This is a genomic window from Streptomyces sp. NPDC059003 (assembly GCF_042740445.1).
Taxonomy (GTDB): domain Bacteria; phylum Actinomycetota; class Actinomycetes; order Streptomycetales; family Streptomycetaceae; genus Streptomyces.
The window spans coordinates 1-6437 of the sequence record NZ_JBHYJH010000302.1 but is presented as its reverse complement, the minus strand read 5'-3'; the positions used below and the strand labels follow the sequence as shown (position 1 = coordinate 6437).

Sequence of the window (6437 nt, the reverse complement as noted above, 5' to 3'; positions counted from 1 at the left end):
GGGGGTAGGGCGGAAAAATCCCCCCCCGGGGGGCGCCCCCCCCCACCGGGGGGCCCCCCCCCTCTTCGCTGCGCGAGGCCCAGGGGCCAGGCTCAGTCCTCGCCGAGGTAGGCCTTGCGGACGGACTCGTCGTGGAGGAGGTCCTGTCCGGTCCCGGACAGGACGACGCGGCCGACTTCCATGACGTGGCCGTGGTCCGCGAGGGAGAGCGCGGCTTGGGCGTTCTGTTCGACGAGGAGGATGGTGGTGCCCTGGGATTTGAGTTCGTTGATGGTGTGCATGATTTTCTGCATCATGATCGGTGAGAGTCCCATGGAGGGTTCGTCGAGCATGAGGAGTTTGGGGCGTGACATGAGGGCGCGGCCCATGGCGAGCATTTGTTGTTCGCCGCCTGAGAGTGTTCCTGCGGCTTGTTTTCTGCGTTCGCCGAGGATGGGGAAGAGGTCGTACGCGCGCTGGATGTCTTTGTCGATTCCTGCTTTGTCGTCGCGGAGGTAGGCGCCGAGTTGCAGGTTTTCGGTGATGGTGAGGCGGGGGAAGATGTGGCGGCCTTCGGGGGAGTGGGCGAGGCCGAGGGCGACGATTTTGTGGGCGGGGACGGTGTTGAGTGGGCGGCCGTCGAAGACGATTTTTCCGGCGAGTGGTTTGAGGAGTCCGGAGAGTGTCCGCAGGGTGGTGGTCTTGCCGGCGCCGTTGGTGCCGATGAGGGTGACGACTTGTCCGGCTTCGACGCTGAAGGTGATGCCTTTGACGGCTTCGATCTTGCCGTAGGCGACTCTGAGGTCTTCGACCTCCAGTAGTGCGGTCACAGGCCTTTTCCTTCCGCCGGGGCGTCTGCGGGGGTGTCTGCAGGCGGGTCGGCCGGGGTGCCCGTCGAGGTGTCCGCCGAGGCTTCGGCGGCTTCGACCTCGGCGACTTCGGCGGCGCCGGGTTCGCCTTCGAAGGGGGTGCCGAGGTAGGCGGCGATGACGCGTTCGTCGGCCTGGACGACCTCGGATGTTCCTTCGACGAGTTTTTCGCCCTGGATGAGGACGGCGACGCGGTCGCAGAGGTTGAAGATGAAGCGCATGTCGTGCTCGATGACGAGGACGGCGATGCCTTGGTCGCGGATGGCGAAGACGAGTTCTTCGGCGGCGCGGGTCTCTTGGGGGTTCATGCCGGCGGTGGGTTCGTCGAGGAGCAGCAGTCCGGGTTCGCTGGCGAGTGCGCGGGCGATTTCGAGTTTCCGCTGTTCGCCGTACGGAAGGTTCCTGGAGAGGTGGTCGGCTTTGTGGGCGAGGCCGATGAATTCGAGGAGTTCCATGGCGCGGGCGTGGGATGCGGCTTCGGCTTTTTTGAATCCGGGGCCGCGGAGCAGGGCGGACCAGAGTCCTTCTTTTGTCCTGGTGTGTCGGCCTACGAGGACGTTTTCGAGGACGGTCATGTTGGCGAAGAGCCGGATGTTCTGGAAGGTGCGGGCGATGCCGGCGTCGGTGACGAGGTGGGGTTTGGCGGGGAGGATGGTGCCTTTGTAGGCGACTCTGCCTTCGGTGGGGGTGTAGAGCCCGGTGAGGCAGTTGAAGAAGGTGGTTTTTCCGGCGCCGTTGGGTCCGATGAGGCCGACGATTTCGCCGTTGTCGACGGTGAGGTCGACGGAGCGTACGGCGGTGAGGCCGCCGAAGCGCATGGTGACGCCGGTGGCTTGGAGGACGGTGGTTGTGGTGGTGGTCATGGTGGTCACGCCCCCGCCTTGCTGACGCCGACGGTTCCTTCGGGGAGTTTCTGTTGTTCGGGGATGTCGAGTTGGTCGGTCTCGTGGTATTCGAGCTGGGCGCGTTTGTTGGCGACGAGGCCTTCGGGGCGGAAGCGCATCAGCAGGATGAGGGCGAGGCCGAAGAGGAGGAGTTGGTAGTCCTCGAGGAATTGGAGTTTGGCCGGGATGAGGTAGAGCAGGGCGGCGCCGATGAGGGGTCCGCTGATGGTGCCCATGCCGCCGAGGATGACGGCGGCGAGGAGGAAGGCGGAGTTGGGGGGCACGGTGTTGGCGAAGAGGTACTGCTCGGGGGTGATGCTGTAGGAGACGTGGGCTTGGACGCTGCCGGCGAAGCCGGCGAGGGTGGCGCCGAGGGCGAAGGCGATGAGTTTGACGCGGAAGCCGTTGATGCCCATGGCGGTGGCGGCGGTTTCGTCTTCGCGGATGGCGACCCAGGCGCGGCCGATGCGGGATTCTCCGGAGCGGCGGAAGACGAGGACGACGACGGCGGTGAAGAGGAGCATCAGCAGGTAGTAGTTGGCGGGTCTGCTGAGGGTGAAGCCGGCGACTTCGTGGGGGACGCCGAGGTTGTAGCCGAGGATTTCGAGGTCGGGGATGTTGGGGATGCCTTGGGATCCGTTGGTGAGGTCGGGTCCTGAGCGGCCGTTGAGGTTGTTCATGGTGATGCGGAAGATCTCGCCGAAGCCGAGGGTGACGATGGCGAGGTAGTCGCCGCGCAGCCGCAGGGTGGGGGCGCCGATGACGACGCCGAAGACGAGGGAGGCGGCGGCGCCGGTGAGGACGGCGGCCCAGAAGGGGAATTGGACGTCGAAGGTGGAGGCGGGGGAGCCGGATACGAGGGCGGCGGTGTAGGCGCCGACGCCGAGGAAGGCGACGTATCCGAGGTCGAGGAGTCCGGCGAGTCCGACGACGACGTTCAGGCCGAGGGCGACGGTGGCGAAGATGAGGATGTTGACGCCGACGAGGGCGTAGGCGCTGTCGTCCTGGGTGAAGGGGAAGAGGGCCGCGGCGACGATGGCGGCGGTGAAGGTGACGTTGCGGTGTTTGGCGGTGAGGGTGTTGAGGCGGGGGATGAGTCCGGCTCGGTTGAGTGCGGTGGCGCCGAACGCGGCGGTGATGAGGAAGCCGATGAAGAGTTCGGAGTAGGCGTCGATGCCGTAGGCGAGGAGGTAGAGGCCGATGCCGAAGGATGCGGCGATGATGAGGATTTCGATCCAGGAGGGGAGATCCCTGGGTCGGGTGGGGGCGGGGGCTTTGAGGCTGGCGCGGAATCGGTGCCAGGGGTTGGTGTGGTGTTCGTCGGTGGGGATGTCGGAGGGGAGTCCGAGGGCGCCGATGGTGGCGATGAGGGCGCCGATGCCGGAGACCCAGGCGCCGGGTTCGAGGTTGACGATGCCGCCGAGGTGTTCGGCGATGGCGCCCATGGTGTAGCCGGTGGAGCCGAGGACGCCGAGGGTGAGGAGGAGGACGGGGCTGTTGGTGCCGCCTGGGACGAGCCAGGTGAGGCCGCGGATGCCTTGTCCTGCGAGGGTGAGGAGGAGGGTGAGGGCGGCGCCGGTGAGGGTGATGAGTTGGAGGCCGCCGGGGTAGCCGGTGACGGTGAGGTCGCCGGGGAAGGCGGTGGTCCAGGTCCAGGCGAGGAAGGTGCCGATGAGGGCGGCCGCGGAGCCGGCGAGGACGGCGATGCGGGCGACGGGTTCGGGCAGGGGGAGGGTGGAGGTGGGGGTGCCCGTCTGCTTGGTGGCGAGGTGGGGGGTGTCGGGTGTGCTGGGGGTTTTCGTTGTCATGGGTATCACGCCCGATCCGCGACGCGTTCGCCTAGGAGCCCTTGGGGCCTGAGGAGGAGGACGAGGATGAGGAGCGCGAAGGCCCATACGTCCTTCCAGGCGCCGCCGCCGAATTGCTCCATGCCGGGTACGTCGGCCATGTAGCCGGTGGCGAGGGCTTCGGCGACGCCGAGGACGATGCCGCCGATCATGGCGCCGTAGATGTTGCCGATGCCGCCGAGTACGGCTGCGGTGAAGGCTTTGAGGCCCATGATGAAGCCCATTTTGAAGCCGACCTGGCCGTTGTGGAGTCCGTAGCCGACGGCTGCGACGGCGGCGAAGGCGGCGCCGATGGCGAAGGCGAGGACGATGATGCGGTCGGTGTTGATGCCCATGAGTTTGGCGGTGTCGGGGTCCTGTGCGGTGGCCTGCATGCCGCGCCCGGAGCGGGTTTTGTTGACGTACCAGGCGAGGATGAGCATGCACAGGGGTGCGGTGATGATGATGAAGAAGTCGCCGCGCTGGATGTGGGCGCCGAAGATGTCGACGGCGTCGCCGCTGAACTGGGGGAAGGAGCGGTCCTTCTTGGCGTCGGGGTACCACTTCCAGATGGCCTGTTGGAGCAGGATGGACAGGCCGATGGCGGTGATGAGGGGGGCGAGGCGGGGTGCGCCGCGCAGGGGGCGGTAGGCGAAGCGTTCGGCGGCGGTGCCGACGGCGACGGAGCAGATGACGCCGCCGATGATCATGAGGGGGATGGCGGCGAGGAGTGAGAAGTCCTCGGGGAGCCAGAGGTGGATGGTGAGGGCGCCGAAGCCGCCGACCATGAAGATCTCGCCGTGGGCGAAGTTGATGAGCTGGACGATTCCGTAGACCATCGTGTAGCCGATCGCGATGAGACCGTACATCGCGCCGAGGATGAGTCCATTGGCCAGCTGTTGCGGCAGTTCGTTCACCGCAGGGCCTCCGTTGGATGGTTCGGATATGGCGCCGCGCGGGAGCGCTGGTAGCACTCCCGCGCGGTGTGAGGTCAATGGGGTGGTGCTCAGCTGCGCGGCTTGTAGGCCTCGTTGAACTTGGCGACCCACTTGTTCTTCGTGATCTGGTAGGCGGTCATCATCGTGTTGGTGGTGTCGCCGTACTGGTCGAAGGAGACGGTGCCGGTGACGCCGTCGAACTTGACCTTGCTCATGTTGGCGAGGACCTTTTCACGGGCGTCGGAGGGGAGCTTTCCGTCGTTGTCCTGGACGGTGAGCTTGACGGCCTGGATGATCGACCACGTGGCGTCGTAGGTGCCGGCGCCGTAGGTCTCCATGTTTTCTTTGTAGTTCTTGTTGTAGTCCTCGATGAACTGCTTGGCGGAGGGCAGCTTCTCGACGGGGGCGCCGACGGAGGTGCCGAGGTCGCCTTCGGCCTTCTTGTTGAGCTTGGGGAATTCTTCGCTCTTCATGCCGTCGCCGCCCATGAGCGGGATCTTGGCGCCGGATTCCTTGAGCTGCTGGCTGAGGGGGGCGGCGGCGGGGTATTCGCCGCCGTAGTAGACGGCCTGGGCGCCGGTGGACTTGACCTTGGAGGTGATGGCCTTGAAGTCGCGGTCCTCGGGGTTGACGTGGTTCTGGCCGACGATCTTTCCGCCGAGGTCGGTGAAGGTGTCCTTGAAGGACGCGGCGAGGCCTGCGCCGTAGGTCTTCTGGTCGTCGATCAGATAGACCTTTTTGATCTTCGCCTTCTGGAACAGGTACTGGGCGGCGAACTGGCCCTGGACCTGGTCGGTGGTGGCGGTGCGGAAGAAGGTCTTGAACTGGCGCTTCTTGTCGCCGGTCTTCCAGCCGTCGCCCTGGGTGAGTTCGGTGCCGGTGTTGGCGGGCGAGATCTGGGTGAGGGTGGCGTCGTTGAAGGGCTTCTGCATCGACTGGGAGACGTTGGAGTTCAGCGGGCCGACGACGCCGAGTACGTCGTCGTTGCTGATGAACTTCTGTGCGTTCTGGCCGCCGACGGAGGGTTGGGCCTGGTCGTCGAGGGGCTGGAGCTTGAACTCGACCCCGTCGACCTCGTTGGCCTTGTTGGCCTTCTTGATGGCCAGGTCGGCGGAGTTGCGCATGCCGATGCCCAGGGCGGAGAGGTCGCCCGTGAGGGGGGCGTCGAAGCCGATGACGACGGTCTGCTTGCCTCCGGCCTTGTCGTCGTCCTTGTCCTTGTCGCGCGACCCGCAGGCGGTGAGGGTGAGTGCCCCTGTGGTCAACACCGTGGTGAGGATGAGCGCGGAACGGTTTCGCACGATTGGTCCTTTCCCCAGGCGCGGCCCTCTGCTGAGGTGCCGTGAAGATCGCCGGGCCGTACTGGTGGTGGTACAGGGCCGTGCAATTCAGTTCGCGCCCGGCGGCGCGGTGACTGGCCGTGACTCTAAGGGCGCAATTGATCCTGGTGGAGTGGTCGGACCAAGGCTGTGACGCTCTTGTTATGCCACGGAGTATTCCGCGCTGGAACCGAGGGGACGGTTGTGGCGGAATATGCACGCTTCGGCGCATCCGGCATAGCGGAACGTGCAGGACTGTTAAGGGGTTTTACTCATGACAGAAGTGTTCGGGGCGGTGCGGCCCGATCGGCCGGGGAAGATCTTTTACGCGCGCGGCGCGGGGAATTGATCTTCGATCCTTGATTGCGCCCCTATTACGCAGTGTTACGCCCGGGAAAGGGAGTCGGGCATTCCGTGGCACTTTTCCGCATACGCGAATGTGGGTGGTCAGGAGTGTTTTTGCGGAGCGCTCCTGTTTTTACGGTGAAGGGGGGTGGCCGGGGCGGGCCACGGCGGGGTTGTACCGGTGTGACGCGTGGTGGACACGGGCGGTGACGGGGCCCTCGCGGGGCGCCCCAGACCCGCCCCTTCCCGAAACTAGGGGCTCCGCCCCTAGGACCCC

Annotated in this window: 5 protein-coding genes; all 5 read right to left on the bottom strand. The window is 65.8% G+C overall.

Annotated features, from left to right (window positions below; all coding sequences use genetic code 11):
• Positions 1 to 92 precede the first annotated feature (92 nt).
• Complete coding sequence (locus ACFWZ5_RS43950) at positions 93 to 809, bottom strand: ABC transporter ATP-binding protein (protein WP_384805603.1); 717 nt, start codon at positions 807 to 809, stop codon at positions 93 to 95.
• Entirely contained in the window at positions 806 to 1711 is a 906-nt protein-coding gene (locus ACFWZ5_RS43945; protein ID WP_384805605.1) for an ABC transporter ATP-binding protein, read from the bottom strand. Before ACFWZ5_RS43945 ends, ACFWZ5_RS43950 begins: the two co-directional genes overlap by 4 nt.
• 5 nt (positions 1712 to 1716) lie before the next feature.
• Complete coding sequence (locus ACFWZ5_RS43940; RefSeq protein WP_384805607.1) at positions 1717 to 3540, bottom strand: branched-chain amino acid ABC transporter permease; 1824 nt, start codon at positions 3538 to 3540, stop codon at positions 1717 to 1719.
• A 5-nt stretch (positions 3541 to 3545) separates the two neighbouring features.
• A complete protein-coding gene (locus ACFWZ5_RS43935) occupies positions 3546 to 4475 on the bottom strand; it encodes a branched-chain amino acid ABC transporter permease (protein WP_384805609.1) in 930 nt (309 codons plus the stop codon).
• An 89-nt stretch (positions 4476 to 4564) separates the two neighbouring features.
• Positions 4565 to 5797, bottom strand: coding sequence for a branched-chain amino acid ABC transporter substrate-binding protein (locus tag ACFWZ5_RS43930; protein WP_384805611.1), 1233 nt, complete (start codon positions 5795 to 5797; stop codon positions 4565 to 4567).
• Positions 5798 to 6437: the final 640 nt, after the last annotated feature.

What these genes read in the sequence shown, in the direction of transcription:
- ACFWZ5_RS43940 (WP_384805607.1), bottom strand. Translation starts at nt 3,540, where the DNA reads ATGACAACGAAAACCCCCAGCACACCCGACACCCCCCACCTCGCCACC.
- ACFWZ5_RS43945 (WP_384805605.1), bottom strand. Translation starts at nt 1,711, where the DNA reads ATGACCACCACCACAACCACCGTCCTCCAAGCCACCGGCGTCACCATG.